The organism is Neptuniibacter sp. QD72_48 (genome assembly GCF_047778065.1).
Classification (GTDB): Bacteria; Pseudomonadota; Gammaproteobacteria; order Pseudomonadales; family Balneatricaceae; genus Neptuniibacter.
Window position 1 is genome coordinate 1896563 of sequence record NZ_CP180547.1, and the last position, 17345, is coordinate 1913907.

Here is a 17345-nt window from a genome sequence, read left to right on the forward strand (position 1 = left end):
ATCCGGAACCTGCCAACGCTAATGCACTACCGTCATTAGCCAGTGCTCCTGCAATACCTAAGGTGAAAGCGTTGACTGTTGATGTGGAGGTTGCAGTAACATTAACGTTGTCACCTGTTGCATTAACATTAAGAAGTGCTGCTGTTGTATCTTTAGTGATAACGTTTTGCGCACCTGCGGCACCCGCTGCCGCTGCACCTAAATCACCGCCGCCTAGTGATAACGCTAAGGCACCTGCACCGGCATCGGCATTGATGTAACTGTTATCAGTAGCGGTAATACTTAGATCACCTGCACTCAACAATGATTGTGCTGCACCAGTGTTTGTAATACTTGCTTCGGTTGAAGCTAAAATGAAATTCCCTGAACCGGAGCCTGCTCCGGCTAAGGCATCCGAGTCATTAGCAACTGCTGCGGAACCTGCAATGGTTAATGCCTGAATGCTGGATGAGTTAGTGGCGCTGATATCTACACCACCGGTAGCGCTAACTGGAGTATCTGTAACAGTCGCTCTAATGGTTTGTGTAACATCATTGACCGCTACAGAGGCGCCCACTGCACCAGCTGTACTTCCGCTGTTGTCATAAGCAAAAGTGGCACCACCTGAATCTGCTCTAATATCTGAACTGTCTTCAGCATGCAGAGTTAAATTGCCATCGGTATCTACCGTGCCACTATCAATCTGAGCCAAGAATTCGGTATCAACGACATTAACTGTGACACTGCCTGCACCAGCGAACGTTATATCACTGGAATTGTTGTTATCGCTGTTACCTGTTTTGATTGCACCTGCGACTGCAATGGTGACCGTATCAAGGTTGGTAGCACCCGTTGCTGAAAGGGTTACGCCACCGGATTTCGACGTGAGATCATTACTGCCTAACGCCCGTGCCCAAACGCTATTATCGATTACATTGACCGATACTGAGCCTGTGACACTGGCATCGGCACCATTGGTAATCGCTAAACCACCAATGATGTTGGTGACGTTGGTTTCATTAGCACCACGAAGTAATATGCCTTGATTAGCGGCAGCACCGGTATTATCACCATTGATAGTGGCTCCAGTGCCTAATGTGGCATGGGTTTCACCGTCGAGTACTGCAACGCCGACAGACGCTGCGATACCAACATTGGTTCCGCCGTCATTGTCACCGTTCTCATTGCCGCCATTGTCCTGCCCTAATGATCCAGAGGCCGCAATAGCTAAGAGGGTTACATCCTCATAACTGGTTGCGGTCACAGATAACCCATAGGCTGTTTCTGTACCTTGATCGCCATTACTATCAAAGATGCCGTCTCTTACAGAAAGCCCAGCACCTTGGCCTAAAGATGTGACTTCGGCCCCCTCACCGATGACGGCATGGGTGCGATCAATATCGACCAAGACCCCAACCGAGATACCTACTGAAGAGCCACTCATAGATACCCCAAGGGTTCCTGCGTAGCTTTCAATGGCAGTGTGGCTGTTGGCCGCAATCATTGCTGAACCTGTCGTGTTAACAACTACATTGCCTGCTTCAGGTGTTTCAGCATCCGGATCTTTACCTAAAACCGCACGAGTATCAGTCAGATTGACCAAAACATTTAGGCCGCCAGCGCCTGAAGTACTATCACCTGCGCCTAAGTTAGCCGTTAATTGGAATATATCCTCAGTACCATCAGCTTCAACGATTAAATCGCCGCCAGTGGTTATGGATGTAGGTACTAGAGCATTATCGGACGCTTCTATTATCGCTTCAGTAGATTTGGTGATAACCGCTACGCCTAGGCCTATACCCACACCGGTAGCATCTTTACTGCCTGCCAGAGCACCAGCAAATGTTGAAAGTGTTGTATCGTCTGTTGCTCTTACAATCAGGTCGTTGCCGGAGCTCACTACCGCTCCGGCACCAATGCTCGCTTTAGTATTTAATACAAAGACATCGATGGCAGCAGATCCGGCACCTGCATCGCCACCAGAACCGATTGCAGCACCGGCAACTAATGTGGTGACATCAATGCCGGTTTCGTTAAGCACTGGGACAATGATTTCTAGAGGGCTGACAGACGCATCTGCGATGACTGACAGATCTCCAGCAGAATCTATAGAAGTACCATCGCCAACGGTTGCAAGAGTGGCATTTTCAACAACATTAACCCCGATCGCAGCACCAACACTGGTACCCTCATCGGATAAGGTTAGTGCGCCACCACCTGCTATATTCTGTAAACCGATATCTTGTCTTGCTTCAACGCTTAGATCGGTACCAGTCGTTGTAAGGCTCGCACCATCAGCGAGCGTAGCGCTAGTGTTGCTGATAATGACATTAACGCCTACAGAACCTGCCACGGCAGTATTATCATTCTCGCCTTTCTGAGTAGAACCGCTACCGGCCAGTGAGAGCAGTTTAAAGTCGTTACTTTCACCGTTTGGAGTGCCCGCCTCAATGCTGACAGATGCTGCGGTGATATCACTATTGCCGATAGAAGCATGAGTATCTAACAATCCGACATTTACAGTTACGGCAGCGCCTACTGTGGTTTTAGCATCATCAGCAAAAGCTGTGGCGATGGCTTGTGTATCTGCATCAGCATCGCTGGTTGCTTTGACGGTGAGATCACCACTGGCATCGATAACCACGCCATCGCTAATAGAGGCATTAACTTCAGGGGCAATGACAGTAGCGCCAATCGCTGCAGCTACACGTACAGTACCGCCTCGTGTTTGTTGTGATGCATCTTCACCCGTACCACCTTGACCACCCGGATTAGCGGTTTGTGATTCAGCGGTGGTAGTTGCTCCTTCAACCTGGTCACCTGCTGTAGGTGCAGAAACCGAAGTGCCGGCCCGACTATTGGCATAATCGGTTTGATTACTTGTTTCCTCATCTGAGGTATTACCGCCGTCTTCTTCAGACTTCGATCCTTCTGAGCTGGCTTTAGCCACGGTTGTCGCATCAATTTCTGATAGCGCTACCACTGAAACATTACCAACACCGGTGTTGACGCTTCTTGCAAGTAAAGCATCGGTATTGTCTTCTACCCAGCCCATCGCAAAGGAGATGCCCACGCCGGTTTCACCGCCATCAGTTTCTGCGTCAGCTTCTGTTTTTTGAGCCTCTAAGGTGGATGCGGAGATACTGAGATCACCTGCGACATTAAGAGCGTCGCCATTGGAATCAATCTGAGCCGATGTATCGTTGTTTGCTACACCTATAGCTACAGCGCCACCAAAAGCTATTCCATCGGAACCGGTTGCTTTAGAACCTGCTTTAGCGAGAGTCACCATGGTGTGATCACCCTCAGCAGAAACAGATAAATTGTCTGACTGGCTAATGTCGCCGCCTAATATACCGGCATCGGTATCATGTGCGCTGACATTCACAGCAACGGATAAGCCGCCACCGCTGCCACCTGAGGTAGGGTCTCCAGGTAGTGCACGCGCTTCATTGCTAGTACTAGATTCAGCTTTAACGGTGACATCGCCAGTTGCAGTAATGTCTGAACCATCACCTAGGGTTGCTGAAGTTGAGCCGCTGGCCTCATTTATCGCTACGGAACCGGCAACACCAATATCTCCACCACTCGCACCAGAGTTAGCTCGTGCTGATGAGGAGTGAGTTGATTCTGTAATTTGGTGAGAGCTGCCCGTACCTATACTAGTTAATTCTACGGCCTCACCTTTGAGAGCGTTTTCTTTGGTATCGGCAAGTTTGAGTCGGCCATTGCCTTCGATAATGGCATAGTAAGTATTGCCGTTAGTTAACCCACCAATATCGGTACCGCCACCATTGCTATAGACAATCTCATCGCCTGTATTAAGGCCCAACGTGTCTTGTAAGTGAATTTCGAAACGTTTTTCGTCTGGGTCAAAGTCGAGGTTATCTTTACCATCTCGCTCTAAACTATGATTATCCCCGCTACCCAAGGATGTTAGATCGATTGCTGTACCGGCATTTGCATCAGCTTCAGAAGCAGCCAGTTTAACTTTGCCATCACCTACATCGATTACGTAATACTTAGTTGTGCCACCATCATCGGTTAGGCCACCTATGCTGGTATCACCGCCGTTGCTATAGGTAACTTCATCCCCAGTCTCTAAATCATCGATATCCCCTACATAGATAGTGTTTGCATCAACATCAACACTGATCGGTTCTTTAGGGGTGATATCGACATCTCGATCAGCCATTTCTGCAGTGACATTCACACTAGATGCAGTAATATCGGCATACTCAATTAGAGAGCTATTACTGATATCGGAAGTGCTGAGTGCAACAGCGACACCTACGCTAGTACCGCCTTCATTTGTTGTAGCGCTACCATCGGCTTCCGATAGTGAATCAGCATTAGCGGAACTGTTTACATTGATATCGCCAGCTACGTTTATTGTGATTGGATCTAAAGAAGTGCCACCAACATAAGCGGAAGTTTGTGAATCACTAATATTGACCGAGATAGCTGCTGCAACGCTAATGGTACCTTCAGAGGTAGATGCATCTGGGCTATCGTTATCCCCGGTGCCTTCATCACTATTGCTGTCCGCAAAGCTGCGTTGTGAGGCAACCTGATCATTAACGCCGTTATCATCCCCGCTATTTTCTACGCCATCATCTTGTTCTGCACCGCTTGAGCTGGCTTTGGCTGTCGTTCTTGAGGCATTGTTGCCTCGTGCCATCAACATCATGGCTGCGCCTGCTGTCAAATCCCTAGCGATCATAACGGCAGTACTATCATTGGCTGATACTAAGGCTAAAGAAGCGCCGATTGCTGCATCAGAACCTTCAACATCACCTTCAGCGTCAGCTGTGGTTCTGCTGGTTTGTTCGGCGTTAAGAGTTAGATTCCCACTTATATCGAGTAATGAGCCTGCTTGGATATTTGCATCGGTATCATTGAAAGCTATGTTAAGCGCTACAACGGGAGTAATCGCTACACCACCTGCCGCACCTGCACGAGCAATAACCCATTGTTCATAAGTACCATCAGCATCGAGTGTTAGATCAGATGCGCCTGTAATACTGCCATCTAGAGCAAGTTCAGATAAGGTATCGTTATCACTGACATTCAAGGCGACTGATGCACCAATACCTACGCTTTCACCACCTGTATTTTCTAATGGCAGCGCCATAGCGGAATGCTCAGTGACTGATTCACTATTAAGACTGACAGCACTGTTATTCAGCATAGTAACGCTGCTATCCGCAGCGATTAGGGCGGAAGTCGTTACATCTACAAGGTTAATTGCTAACGAGCCTGCAACACCTACATCACCACCACTCGCGCCAGATGTAGAACGTGCTGTTGTACGATGAATCGATTCGGTTAACGTGTGATTATCACCGCTGCCAGATCCAGTCACCTCAATCGCATTACCTGCAAAAGCATCTTCTCGAGATTCAGCCAGCTGAATCTCATCACCAATAATCAGGTAATAGGTTTTACCGTCTGATAGCCCGGTAATATCACTGCCACCGCCATTGTGATAAGTCACTTCATCACCGGTAACATAGCCCTGTGGTACTTCAAATTTAAGCTCGTATTGAGGGTTGAAGGTGATATCTTCTTCACCCGCGCGTTCGAATGTGTGCTCGGTGCCACCGCCTAATGAGGTTAAGTCTATTGCAGTGCCATTATTGGCATCGGCTTCATTGAGCGCTAGCTTGTATTTACCATCACCGGCATCGATCAGATAATAAGTCGTGCCATCAGTTAGCCCACCAATTGCGCTACCGTCATCATCCTGCTGATAAGTAACTTCATCAGCGGTTTCTAAACCTTCTACGCCTTCGAGCAATATTGTGTCTGCTGCCAGATCGACCACAGTGCTAGAGCTGATATCACTGCTGCGTTCAGCCATTAGAGCATTTACAGTGAGTCCATCAGCACTTACAGTGGCTCCGGTGTCAACGATAGAACCATCACCAACCGATGATAAATTTAGGGTGTCTGATTTATTGATTGCAACGGCAGCACCAACACTTACACCACCATCTGTAGATGTCGCACTTGCATCAGCTATAGCGGCAGAGTCACTGTTAGCACGTGAAGTTACCGTTAAGGCGCCAGTTGATGAAACGACTGCACCATCGGCTATCAAAGCGGAGTAATTGGCTTCACCTAAATTGATTGAAATTGCAGCCGCAACACTGACACTACCATCTGATGTTGAAGCATCAGGTGTTTCTGAACTGTTGGTCGAACCAGAGTCGGTTCTACTGTCAGCTTGGGAATTTGCAAAGCCGAGTTGCTGAGCGTTTTGATCATCCACACCATCAGGATTTGAGCCATCGTCCTCTTCAGCTCCAGCAGCACTGGCTTCAGCATGAGTTCTGGAAGCTGTTGCGCCCTGAGCTAGCAACATCACCTGCCCGCCAGATGAGATAACATCACGCAAGATTTGTGCTTGAACGTCTTCTTCAGCAATGGTCAGCGCTAAAGATGCGCCAAGACCAACAGAATCACCTTTTGTATCACCTGCTGCATGGGTACTTGTCACGCTGGTATGATCAGCGGTTAAAGATAGATCGCCTGCTAGATTTAGTGTATTACTACCTGCTGAAATCTCAGCGATGGTCGAGTTACGAGCAATTGAGATCGCAACCACTGGAGTTAGTGCTGTACCGCCTGCTGCACCGCCAACCGCTTTTGTATCCATAAAGTAGGAGCCAGTAGCATTAGCGTCAATCGCTGCTACATTGCTCAACAGCGCATCTTCTACCGCTGCTCTGGTAACAATATCAGTGATGTTTACTGCGACAGATGCACCAAGGCCAGTGCCTTCACCACTGTTGCTATCACCATCATCGGTGTCATTACTATCGCCGTCGCCTTCCACATCAGCTTTAGCAAGAGCGTTAGATTTAACGGCCGTTAGTGCATTCAACGATAGATCGGTTGATCCCAGGTCAAGTGTTGCACCTGACTCAATCGTTGCTTCGACTCGCGCTGTAACAGCATTAACGGCTAATGATCCTGCAACACCAAGATCTCCGCCACCTGAGCCTGATTCGGCTGCAGCTTCAAAACTGTTATCAGCATCTAGGGTGGCATTCACTTCAATTGCATCGGCAGAATAGCTACCGGCACCATCTAGATAAGCAAGGCTATCAACGGTTGCGATATTTAAAGCAACCGCTATACCTACACCTGGTGCTGCTGCTCCAGTATTTGAGCCATCAGCTGTTGCTGTTACAGTGTCATTTGAGGTTGCATGAACATCGATATTGGCATCAGTAAGGCTGATATCTGTGGTGATACTGCCGCTAGTTTCTATGTAAGCTGCGGTTAGATTATCAACCAGTGTTAAAGCTAAGGCGCCAGCAAAATCGACATCACCCTCTGCTGTACTAGCTCTATCTGAATTATCACCGTCGTTGTTAGGGTCTTGAAGCGCCCTTTCTGTCTGGTTGCCGCCGCTGGTATTTTCCTCTGAACCACCTTGAGTTGAAGTTGCTTTGGTGTGCACTTGATTGGTGGTTGTCGCGCTAACGTTAACTTTTTCTGCTGTGCTTCCGAGTATTGAAGAGCTGCCGTCTATGTAAGCCTTAGTTTCAGTGAAAACTAAACCCATAGCTAAAGTGGCACCGGAATCACCGAGGGAACCATCAGTTTCACTGTTTACATCGATCTCCGTGCTGGCAAGAATATCGACATCACCACTGATATTAAGAGTGCTTGCGCCGGAAATATGTGCTTTAGCACTTGAATCTACAACAACAAGGGATATTGCTGCATCTGCTTCGCTATCGTTATCCCCTGCAGTCGCAGCATCGGTTTGGTCGCTGCTTACCGCGGTGGTCGCCTCAACCATCAAACTATTGGCTGTGATTGCTGTATCAAGAATATTAACTTCAGCACGTGCTCGGGCATAAACACCAACACCATCAATACCTGCACTTAAAAGATCTGCAGGTACAGCATTTACAGGCGAAGAAGCTTGGGCACGAAGAACAACAGCAGAGCCACTAACTACGGCTGATGAAAGGTCTATTTTTGCGTTAGGGTCTGAAAAATATAAACCGCTAAGGTCGATAGGAAGCTCAATATCTTCAACTGCATCCAATGGACCTGTAAATTCATCGTACAGATCCCCTACCGTTTCGATCGTACCTTCATCAGATGCGGTTGCTGTAAGCGTAATATCCCCTGCAGTAAGCGAACCTGTAACAATAATCTCTTCGGCATCTACGGTTAAATCTACACTGCCAAGATCGAGATTAGTTAACGTAATAGTATCGTTACCATCGCCACCATTGATGGTTAATGAATTGAGCGGTGCAAGGAACGTTGTATCCTCAAACGTAGTACCTGATAAGGTATATTCACCTAGAGCTAAACCATCACTTAACTGGGCATCGTAATCATCCCCAGCAGTCAGATCGAATATGACATCTGATAAGGTGCCAGTAGCCGTAATCGGTTCTAAGCCTACGTAAGTGATCAGGTTATCATCTAGAGCTACCGTACCTGAATCTGGCCCTGTCGGTGTGAATACGACATTTTCGTAGTCCCCCCCTTCAATCACTAAGCTATCGAACCCTCCATCACCGCCATCAATAACGCCGCTTAAGCTACCGTCAGGCAAAAAGGTGAAGGTATCTTCGTTATCAGCTGAACCTGTAAGATTTTCGACATTACTGAACTGAAGATTGCTATTTAACGTACCAGCATTAGATCCAGTGACCTGCCAATCACTATCAGCAGTTGGACCAACAAGTACATCATTACCTGCTCCACCTTCAAAGGTAATAACAATTCCAGGAGCATCAGATTGGTCAAAATCAATTTTAAGGCGGTCATCTAGATCTGAACCCGTAATGACGACATCGCCTACCTCACTGAGCAAACGTTCAGAGAGCAAAACAGGCGTATCACCGGAGGTATCATAAAGTTGTAAAATAGGAGGGGTAGCTAAGTCTTCAAATAACTTAAGAGTCAGATCACTTGCTGAATCTGGATCTGCGACAAAAGAAAGTGGGTCAGCCGATAATAATAATCGCGGTTCTACTGGCTCACACATAATTCTACCTACCACTTTAGAGGTAGGATTTTGGATAAAATGAGGCCGTTTTGTTTTGTCCCGCATTGGAGACTGATGGCGGAATAATCTACCACAGAAAGTACTGCACCTATCTTTCCAGCTCCGTCTGTTCCCCTGCGTTGATCTAGCACTTTGACCTGTGAACGGAAAAGCCATTTTCAACTCTCCATAATGTTAGGAAAGATCCATGATTGGACTTTCTTTTTATATGGCAAGATCTATACCACCCCATATAAATCAGAGAGTTAAGGGAACAACAGTCCCTTTTGTTTGATTTGCATTAGCGAACCAATTGGATCAAGTTGATTTTTGTTCCACAAACGAACACTTTAAATGACATTACAAGTTAACTATCTGTATTAATTGGTTATTTATTAAAGCAATAACTGTCTCATATTTAAGAATCTTTAATAGAAACGATAATCAAACAATTGTTTAAATCTTTTAAAGATTAATTGACAGTAAGTCATTTGGCATCAATGCTTATTTACGGAAGGAAATCATCGAGCAATATAATAAAACCAGTCTTAAGCCATGGCTTTTGGCCTATGGTGTAAGCTTTATGGGCTTTTCAATTTCGTCTTAAGTTGTTTTAGGTTTAAAGCTCGCTTAACTACAAGGAAGATAAGAGAACACAGGGCTGATTCTTATGGAAAAACAACTCGAAAGTGAATCTTATGTGGCTTCAGCGGTAAATCCAGCTATAGTCAGTCAACCAAATGACTCTCATGAAGGTAGCCATATTATTTACTTCAGGCCTAGAACTGAAGAAAACCATGACCTTCCAGATTTAGAAAATGTTCGCGTTCTAAATAACCATGTTCTCGCTGCAACAGATTCACAAAGCGCCAAGCAATTGATGGCTTCTAAGCGATTTCAACTGGGCATTGCTGCTTGTCACTTTCTCGACGATAAAGTACTACAAGAACTCAAAGATATATTCTCCTACGACGAAAATATTCTTTGGATTCTGCTTCTACCTAAGCCCTTTATAGATAACCCTCAAATCGCATCTTTAATTAGTCATTATTGTTTTGACTATCACACCTATCCTGTTGAAATTGAAAGGCTTGGTATCATTCTAGGTCATGCGTTAGGTATGACTAAACTAAGAAACAAAACACTCACATCGGCCTTCAAAAAAGACAACAATTTCCTTATTGGTGAAAGCCCTGTCTTTAAGGAAATTCTTCTTAAGTGCTCTAAAGCTGCAAGGGTTGAAGCACCTGCTTTGCTAATAGGTGAAAGCGGTACAGGTAAAGAGCTTTTTGCTAAGTACATCCACGAACATTCAAACCGAAACGACAAACCCTTTATTGCCGTCAACTGTGCTGCCCTGCCTGCCACTCTTATACAGTCAGAACTTTTCGGGCATGAGAAAGGTGCTTTTACAGGGGCTGATTCAAGGCGCATAGGCCGTTTTGAAGAAGCGCACGATAGCACCATATTCTTAGATGAAATTGGTGATTTGCCTTTAGACATGCAAGTTATTTTATTGCGTTTTCTAGAGACTAAAACGATTGAACGTCTAGGAAGCACCAAAACAATTCATGCCAATGCTCGGGTCATTGCAGCCACGCATGTCAATCTTGAAGAGGCTGTTAAAGAAGGACGATTTAGAGAAGATTTATATTACCGTCTAAATGTACTACCTCTAGATGTACCTAACCTTCAATCCAGAGGTTCAGAAGATATACAGCGAATAGCGAATTATTATTTAGAGCGATATACCAAAGAAAATGACTTAAAGAAAAAGAAATTTAGTTCAGCTGCTCTGAAGTTGATGGGCCAAAACCACTGGTCAGGTAACATCCGTGAACTAATAAATCGGGTATGTAATGCTGCAATAATGTCTGACAGCATGATTATTACGGCCAAAGATATGGGGCTAGATAGAAGAGAAGATGAACGCCGTCTCATGCCATTAGAAGAAGCTAAAAGTAGAGCTGAAAAAGCTGCAATTCTTAATGCATTAAGGCACGCTAACAATAACGTGACCGTTGCTGCATCTATATTAGAGACTTCACGTTCATCTTTATATCGGTTACTCGAAAAGCACCAGATATTAAATAACTAGGTTTTACTTACCAGGGTAAGACTTCACCGTTTGAATGCCAGAATGTGCCTGTGTTGTCGATATTAAGCTCATCAATACGCTGAGACAGTCTTTCCGCTGCCTGATCCGGTGTTATATCACCTACTCCACCAATCATTTCTGTTCCAACTAGTCCAGGGTGTAAGATCGCAACAGCAACACCCCGAGGCTGGAGATCTCGTGCTAAGGACATACCTGCGATATTCAGTGCTGCTTTCGACATGCGATAACCGTATCGCCCACCGCTAGTATTATCAGTGATAGATCCCATACGACTTGTAATTAGCGCTACTTTTGCTGAATTTGATAAATTATCTAGCAACGTCTCCGTTACCAATAAAGGCGCTAATGCATTTGTTTCAAATTGATCGCGAATGGTTTCGACATTCAAATTACCAAGAATCTCATTACGCAAAATACCTGCATTGTTAATCAGCAGATCAATTTTGATGCCCTTTAAAGCCGTTTTTAACTTCTCTAAACCATCATTCTTTGCAACATCTACAGCATCAATGACTTCAACACCCAACTGTTTCAGCTCAGGAGAACAGGTACGGCAAGTGGCAAAAACCTTATACCCCTTAGATTTGTATAACGCGGCAAAAGACAAACCTATACCGCGGCTAGCACCTGTAATAACGACTGTTTTTGACATAAAAAGACCCCTAAGAATAGATCTTGTACTACACGACGTAAGAATCATGTAATTAACTGAGGCAAGTAAACTACAACAGAATAATGAAGGATGTATACGTTATTCTCTGGGGTATAAATACTGATTTGCCAATCTATCGTATTCTCCATCTTTTTTTAGTCGGTCTAATACACTCTGCCATGCCGCGATCTCCTCATCAGGAGTCTGTCTTGAAAACGCGATATAGCCTTCACTTTGATATAAAACGATTGGCGTCTTTTTGATGATTTTTTCTGAAACGCCGCTGGTTTTGAAAACATTAGATACTTCGTGCAGTGAAACAGGTGTGTAATCGACTCGCCCTTCAGCAAGAAGCCTAAAACAACTGTTGTAGCTATTAGCCACTAAGATCAACACAGGAGTCTCAGCTTTTAGGATTCTCTCGTGCCTACTCCCCCGTAGCACACAGACTCTGACCTCTTCGGTAAATTCAAGATAAGAAGTAAGTTGCTTTGTATAGCGGGTATTTTTAAAGAACTGAACGCTGTCTGATTGTAATGGGCCAACCCATTTAAATTTGTTTTCTCGATCTTCATTCCGACTAATATTGAAGATTGCATAGTTAGGTCCTTGCTTTACAAGATCCACCCCTCTCAAAAACGGTACTTCTACTGGATTAAAAGGCTTTTTGCGTAAATCCGACATAGCTCTAACCAATTCAAGATTAAAAGCCCTTCGACCCGCATGTTCTATCCCTCTCAACTCCCCAGAGAAATCTCTAAAAACTGACTTTTTAAGGTTATGGGTAAGAAACTGAGTAGTATGAGACGAGACTTGAGATTCTGCATAGGTAGAGCTACAGATAATTAACAAATAGCATATAAAGCAGCCTAATCTCATCCAATTACTCCAAACTAAAATTTTAGTATGTGATTCACTAAATAGTTTAGACAAGAGTTAGTGGTTAAGAGCGGTAATAACCAATTGATTATCGTGAATATATAAAGCGCTTCGGTTAATATCGCTGTGAGCATAAATTAAGGAATAGATTATGGCGCAAGTTGGACCACTGATAGATACACTCAAACGAGAACTTAAAGCTCAAGGTAAAACCTACCTAGATGTCGCCGAAATTCTTGATTTAAGTGAAGCGTCAGTAAAGCGGCTTTTTGCTGAAAAAAACTTTACCCTCACTCGGCTAGAAGCTATATGCGACATGCTTAATATCGAGCTATCTGAGCTTGTACAGAAGATGAGTAAAGATCAGTGCCAACTGACTCAATTGACCAGAGACCAAGAAAAAGAGATCGCGAATGATCTGATTTTGTTATTGATAACAGTCAGCGTGATCAGTGGAATGACGTTCTCTGACATCCTTAATGCTTATGACATTCCAGAAACAGAATGTATTCAAAAACTAGCTAAGCTAGATCGCCTTAAGATTATCGATCTACTGCCCGGGAACCGCGTAAAGCTTTTAGTTGCCCCTAATTTCCATTGGCTACCTAATGGCCCAATTCAGCAGTTTTTCCAAGAAAAGGTCGAACAAGACTTCTTTAGCTCACGTTTTGATAAAGCCAATGAAAAGCTGATCGTGACTAATGCCATCCTGACCGATAGCTCCAACGCACGTCTGCAAAAGAAAATGGAGCGTCTCGCAGCAGAATTTAACGAATTAATGCAAGAAGATCATTCGGCGCCACAACAGAAAAAAAATGGTACGACCATGGTGCTAGCCATCCGCCAATGGCAATACTCGTTGTTTAAAAAGATCTCTAAATAGTATTGCAGGGCATTTCCTTACGGAGTTAAACCAAAGCACTGCCTTCACTGGTTACCGTTAGCTTCCCTTCTTCTGTGAAAGAGAGTTCAACTGACGGGTACTGTCGATTATCACCCAGCAGATAACTGTATTTGTCGATAATGGCTTCTATCTCTGCTTGTGAATTAGCATTATCCATCTCTTGCCTGAATGGCTCCAGCTCTTTGAAAGCCGCAAGGTGTGATGCTAAAGCATTAACAGTGCTTAGCTCTTTAGCGATAGCTGGTTCTTCTTTCAGGGCTTGTTTAAGCTCATCTGCATAAGGGTAATCAGCTGGCAAAACTATCTGCCCTTTACCGTCATAGTTTATCGATTCAGGTGCTTCTGGAATGTTGTGACGGGACAAAAAATCGGGGAACACTTTTGAAAGGTGATTCTGCAAAGCCCTCACGTTCTGCTCATTTGGCAGCAATAAGCCCTCAATATCGAAAATATCCCCTTCATGGGCAGGCTTTGCTTGGAAGTAAGTGTCTAAATCGTACTCTTTATCACCTTTTGCAGTGCTGAGAGTATAAACAGACTCAGATTCGTTTAGCTGTTTTGCTTCTTCCGTTAAGAACACTGTATTGCCGCTGACAGAGGCTGATCGGCCAGAGTTTGCCAGTGCTGCACTTTGTCCTGTGTGATTCTGATTTGTGCCAATTAAGCTAGAAGTCTGATAATTACTGGAGATATACATATATAACTGCGCCTATGTTAATCCATTAAAACAAGGAATCTATGTTCTGATTGGATAGTCAGCAATCTTCGGGCCAGTTCATAAATAGGTTGGTATTATATTTTGATACTCATAGCTGTTTAATTTAAAACCTATTTTAATTTCATTTTAACAATCGCCTAAACATCACAATCTTGCTCCCATCAATAGATGAGGAACAAGCGATGAAACACTCAACTCCTAACCTAAAACGCAGCAGCCTATTCACAGCGATAGCATTAGGCAGCGCTCTTTTGATGAGCCCATACAGTAATGCTGCAGGACTATTAAAACCGAGCAATGCAGGGTATGAAGAGCTAAAAATCAAAGAACACCATGTCGATGTTGTGATTGAAGATATGTACGCAACCACAACAGTTGAGCAAGTTTTTCATAACCCTAACGCGACTGATCTAGAAGCTATTTACTCCTTCCCGGTTCCAGATAAAGCGGCTGTAGGTGAATTTAGCTATTGGATTGATGGCCAACCTGTTACAGGTGAAGTCGTAGAGAAACAGCGTGCCCGACAGATCTACGAGCAGGAAAAACAAAAGGGAAATGAAACTGCGATCGTAGAGAAAGACCAATACAAAACGTTCGATATCTCTGTCTTTCCTGTAAAGGCTAATCAGGAAGTTAAAATCAAGTTGGTATATCTACAGAATACCCAGACCGATACTGGAATTGGTCGATACGTATACCCTCTTGAAGATGGTGGTGTTGACGAGCAAAAACTGAGCTTTTGGGATCGCAACGAAACGGTAAATGAGAAGTTCTCTTTTGATGTGAAGCTAAGGACCAGCTATCCAGTTGATGGCTTAAGAATGCCTAAACACCCGAATGCATCCTTCCAACAACTTAATGCCTATGAATGGCAAGCAAGCTTGATCAATTCAGCTAACCACCTGACGCAACAGCAGCTAGATCTGGAGCAAGCAGAATTGTCCGAACAGTATGAAACTCAAAACTCAGAAACTCCTATCAATAGCAGTGTGACGACCCTAGATAAAGATATATTGCTGTACTGGCGTCATGCTGAAAACCTACCTGCAAGCGTGGATATGCTCGCGTACAAAGAAGAAGGCTCAAGCAAAGGTACTTATAAGCTGACGTTAACACCGGGTAGCGACCTCCCAGTAATGAATCAAGGTCGAGACTGGGTGTTTGTACTAGATATTTCCGGTTCTATGCACGGCAAATTCTCATCCCTGATTGAAGGTATTAGAAGCGGATTAACACAGTTAAACCCAAATGATCGCTTCAAGATCGTATTATTTAACAATCGAGCTCAGAGTTTCACACAGGGCTACCTACCTGCTGATCAGCAAACAATTAAAGACACATTGCAACGTCTAGATCAGGTACAACCAAGTAGCGGTACAAATCTTTATGCGGGACTTAAGACCGGCATTAATCAACTGGATTCGGATAGAACTACTGCAGTCGTTCTTGTTACAGATGGCGTTGCCAATGTAGGCACGACCGAAAAGAGTAAATTTCTAGATCTACTAGAGCAGCGTGATGCCCGCCTATTTACTTTTATTATGGGTAACAGCGCTAACCGTCCTCTTTTAGAAGAGATGACACGCGTATCCAATGGCTTTGCTCTACAGATTTCAAACTCTGACGATATTAGTGGTCAGCTCCAGATAGCCAAAGGCAAGATGGCTCATGCTTCTATGCGGGACATTCAGATCGAGATTGATGGTGTAAGAAGCAAAGAGCTGGTGAAACCGCGCCTTGCTAATACCCTTTACCACGGTCAACAACTGACTCTATTTGGACACTATTACAAACCAGGCAAGGCAGAAGTGAAGCTGACCGGCACAATCAACGGTGAAAAGAAAACCTACAAGACCAGCTTTAATCTACCTGACGTTGCAACTGACAGCCCTGAATTGGAACGCCTATGGGCTTATGCTGCAATAGAAGAGCTACAAGCTGAGATGGACTACCTAGGCTCTGACAAAGATGCTGAGCAAGCGATTGTTGATACCGCTGTGGAATATGGCTTGGTAACTGACTACACATCTATGATCGTTGTAAGAGACGAAGTCTTCAAAGCGATGAATATTGAGCGCTCTAATCTAAAACGCGTTGAAAAAGAACAGACCGCTCGTCAAAACCGAGCACAACAACAGATTACCGCTCAGCAGAATCGCGTAGATGCTCAACAGCCAATGTTTGTCGATCAATCGAAAGATCAGGCTAACCAGAACCAAACTAGACCGAGTGTTTCATCAACACGCACAGGTTCAGGTGGCGGTGCTGTATCACCATGGTTAGTGATCTTTATCGCTGTAGCCATTGCACTAGTACAAATTCGTCGCTTTAAGCGCTAAACAGAGCTGAAATGGCCATGAATTTGTTCACCTCAATCGCAACTGCCCTTCGGGGCGGTTGTGACTCTCGTCATGCTCTTAACGATAACGAGCAGTCAACAAAAGTACCGCTGATCACCTTATCTATCATCGTCAGTGTTTTGAGCATCGGATTACTAGGTTATTTCTATCCTGTGCTTTCATGGCTCTGCTTTGATTACGCCCTAATTGCTGAGCAACAACAATTCTGGCGTTTAATTACAGCCCATTTTGTTCATAGCTCTACAGAGCACCTTTTTTGGGACCTGTTAACCTTTACCGCCGCAGGAGCGTATTTAGAGAAACGTAACCAAAAGCTATTCATATATGGATTGCTTGCAAGCCTAGTGACCCTATCCATCTTTCTACTTTCACCACTAACAGATATAGCGCGATACAGTGGCTTATCTGGGATCCTATACACTGTAATCTGTTTAGCAGCATGGCAATGGTTAAGAGAGGAAAAAGGCTTTATCGCATGGCTACCGTTGATAGCGATCGCTGTTAAAACGGTTACTGAGATATTTATGCAGGATACAGTCTTTGTAACTGAAGGATGGGCGGTATTTAGTGAAGCACATCTCGTTGGGGCTGGTACTGCATTGTTTGTAGGCTTTTATCAGGCTGTAAGAAGTGCTGATTTGAAATTATTTTCATCTCTTTCAAAAGCAAAAAGCGCCATTAAGAAACCTTAATAGCGCTTTGATTTATA

The 17345-nt window shown here is 44.5% G+C and carries 8 protein-coding genes (1 of these 8 cut by a window edge); 4 read left to right on the forward strand and 4 right to left on the reverse strand.

Features of this window, described 5'->3' with window-relative positions:
• Nucleotides 1–9004: the 5' end (the start) of a Calx-beta domain-containing protein gene (locus ACMXYX_RS08420; protein WP_415906818.1), read on the reverse strand. 26414 nt of this gene lie to the left of the window's left edge; the window shows 9004 of its 35418 coding nt (coding positions 1–9004); its start codon is at nt 9002–9004; its stop codon lies off the left edge, out of view.
• Between the two features lie 670 nt (nt 9005–9674).
• On the opposite strand from ACMXYX_RS08420, the gene ACMXYX_RS08425 reads away from it, so the two are divergent.
• Nucleotides 9675–11102 carry a sigma 54-interacting transcriptional regulator gene (locus ACMXYX_RS08425; RefSeq protein WP_415898208.1) on the forward strand — a complete coding sequence of 476 codons (1428 nt, stop codon included), beginning with the start codon at nt 9675–9677 and terminating at the stop codon, nt 11100–11102.
• 7 nt (nt 11103–11109) lie between these two features.
• Here the strand turns inward: ACMXYX_RS08425 and ACMXYX_RS08430 are convergent, their stop codons facing one another.
• Both ACMXYX_RS08430 and ACMXYX_RS08435 read right to left on the reverse strand, forming a co-directional pair.
• Nucleotides 11110–11775, reverse strand: coding sequence for an SDR family oxidoreductase (locus ACMXYX_RS08430; RefSeq protein WP_415898207.1), 666 nt, complete (start codon nt 11773–11775; stop codon nt 11110–11112).
• A 99-nt stretch (nt 11776–11874) separates the two neighbouring features.
• Nucleotides 11875–12459 (reverse strand): substrate-binding periplasmic protein, encoded by a 585-nt coding sequence (locus tag ACMXYX_RS08435; RefSeq protein WP_415898206.1) that lies wholly within the window; start codon nt 12457–12459, stop codon nt 11875–11877.
• A 346-nt stretch (nt 12460–12805) separates the two neighbouring features.
• Between ACMXYX_RS08435 and ACMXYX_RS08440 the strand changes: the two genes are divergently transcribed.
• Nucleotides 12806–13537, forward strand: a complete 732-nt coding sequence (locus ACMXYX_RS08440) for a helix-turn-helix domain-containing protein (RefSeq protein WP_415898205.1) — start codon at nt 12806–12808, stop codon at nt 13535–13537.
• A 25-nt stretch (nt 13538–13562) separates the two neighbouring features.
• On the opposite strand, the gene ACMXYX_RS08445 is transcribed toward ACMXYX_RS08440, so the two are convergent.
• The gene (locus ACMXYX_RS08445; RefSeq protein WP_415898204.1) at nt 13563–14255 is read right to left on the reverse strand and encodes a hypothetical protein; all 693 of its coding nucleotides are present in this window, start codon (nt 14253–14255) and stop codon (nt 13563–13565) included.
• A 203-nt stretch (nt 14256–14458) separates the two neighbouring features.
• On the opposite strand from ACMXYX_RS08445, the gene ACMXYX_RS08450 reads away from it, so the two are divergent.
• Both ACMXYX_RS08450 and rrtA read left to right on the forward strand, forming a co-directional pair.
• Nucleotides 14459–16615: a VIT and vWA domain-containing protein gene (locus ACMXYX_RS08450; protein WP_415898203.1), complete on the forward strand. Its 2157-nt coding sequence runs from the start codon at nt 14459–14461 to the stop codon at nt 16613–16615.
• Between the two features lie 11 nt (nt 16616–16626).
• Entirely contained in the window at nt 16627–17328 is a 702-nt protein-coding gene (gene rrtA, locus ACMXYX_RS08455; RefSeq protein ID WP_415898202.1) for a rhombosortase, read from the forward strand.
• Nucleotides 17329–17345: the final 17 nt, after the last annotated feature.

What these genes read in the sequence shown, in the direction of transcription:
- ACMXYX_RS08425 (WP_415898208.1), top strand. Translation starts at nt 9,675, where the DNA reads ATGGAAAAACAACTCGAAAGTGAATCTTATGTGGCTTCAGCGGTAAAT.
- ACMXYX_RS08430 (WP_415898207.1), bottom strand. Translation starts at nt 11,775, where the DNA reads ATGTCAAAAACAGTCGTTATTACAGGTGCTAGCCGCGGTATAGGTTTG.
- ACMXYX_RS08435 (WP_415898206.1), bottom strand. Translation starts at nt 12,459, where the DNA reads ATGTCGGATTTACGCAAAAAGCCTTTTAATCCAGTAGAAGTACCGTTT.
- ACMXYX_RS08440 (WP_415898205.1), top strand. Translation starts at nt 12,806, where the DNA reads ATGGCGCAAGTTGGACCACTGATAGATACACTCAAACGAGAACTTAAA.
- ACMXYX_RS08445 (WP_415898204.1), bottom strand. Translation starts at nt 14,255, where the DNA reads ATGTATATCTCCAGTAATTATCAGACTTCTAGCTTAATTGGCACAAAT.
- ACMXYX_RS08450 (WP_415898203.1), top strand. Translation starts at nt 14,459, where the DNA reads ATGAAACACTCAACTCCTAACCTAAAACGCAGCAGCCTATTCACAGCG.
- rrtA (WP_415898202.1), top strand. Translation starts at nt 16,627, where the DNA reads ATGGCCATGAATTTGTTCACCTCAATCGCAACTGCCCTTCGGGGCGGT.